Genomic DNA, 542 nt, shown 5'->3' with positions numbered 1-542 from the left:
TTAAGTAAGCACTCACTTATTTCAATCTCAGGCAGAAAAAGATGGTTTTCTGCCTGATTGAGTATGCTGGTTGTAGCACGTTGAACCAGCATGCTTTGTTCATTTGCCAGTTTTTCTTAGAACTGCGCACTCAATACCCAAGAAAACACTTTAACGCCGCCAACAAAGCACTCGGTACTCTTGCTTTGTGATTCGGCAGCGGAATACTCGAAAGCAAACTTCGCTCCATTCACTACACTGATAGAGGCGAAGTGTGGTTCTCGATAGAAGAACGGACAGGACCATCAATAATAAGGAAAAAGTACATGGCGACGAATAAGACTCCGTCTCAAGATGTGCAAGAAATGGTGGCTCAAGCAGACACGGGCGCACGTAACCCTTCGGGAGTGCAAGGACGAATCCTTTGGTTAGTCCCTCTGTGTTGGTCACTATTTCAATTATGGTACGCCTCCCCGCTACCATTTATTTTCAATTTTGGCGTACTGAATGACACTGAAGCGCGAGCGATTCACCTCACTTTCGCGATATTTTTGGCCTTCACT

Annotated in this window: 1 protein-coding gene; it reads left to right on the top strand. The window is 45.4% G+C overall.

Going from position 1 to position 542, the window contains the following annotated elements; all coding sequences use genetic code 11:
* Positions 1–305 precede the first annotated feature (305 nt).
* Positions 306–542, top strand: a 237-nt coding sequence (locus R7Q48_RS30320; RefSeq protein ID WP_318134115.1) for a hypothetical protein, incomplete at its 3' end; no start/stop codon positions are given.

The organism is Vibrio sp. 378, from assembly GCF_033339435.1.
Note: the sequence above shows the minus strand (reverse complement) of the source record. Positions and strands in the feature narration are given on the sequence as shown.